This is a genomic window from Paenibacillus sp. OSY-SE (assembly GCF_000283315.1).
Classification (GTDB): Bacteria; Bacillota; Bacilli; order Paenibacillales; family Paenibacillaceae; genus Paenibacillus_B; species Paenibacillus_B profundus.
The window spans coordinates 1-209 of the sequence record NZ_ALKF01000051.1; the positions used below are offsets into that span (position 1 = coordinate 1).

Consider the following 209-nt stretch of genomic DNA (forward strand, 5'->3'; position numbering starts at 1 on the left):
GTATAATTTCAACCTCTTGACCAGATAAAGTCATGTTCACCTTGCTGGCAATATACAGATGCGTATACAATGTGTCCTCGGTCTGGGTGTACATATTGTCCTCCACCGATGCAATCATTCGCGCCAAATTGGGCGGACAGCAGGCGCAGAAGAACCATTTTTGCCGTTCTGTTTTTACATGCTCCTGATCCTTTCTCGATTTTTGAAAA

The 209-nt window shown here is 44.0% G+C and carries 1 pseudogene; it reads right to left on the reverse strand.

Going from position 1 to position 209, the window contains the following annotated elements:
* Positions 1-209: pseudogene (locus tag A372_RS35725) on the reverse strand (beta-L-arabinofuranosidase domain-containing protein); the annotation flags it as partial.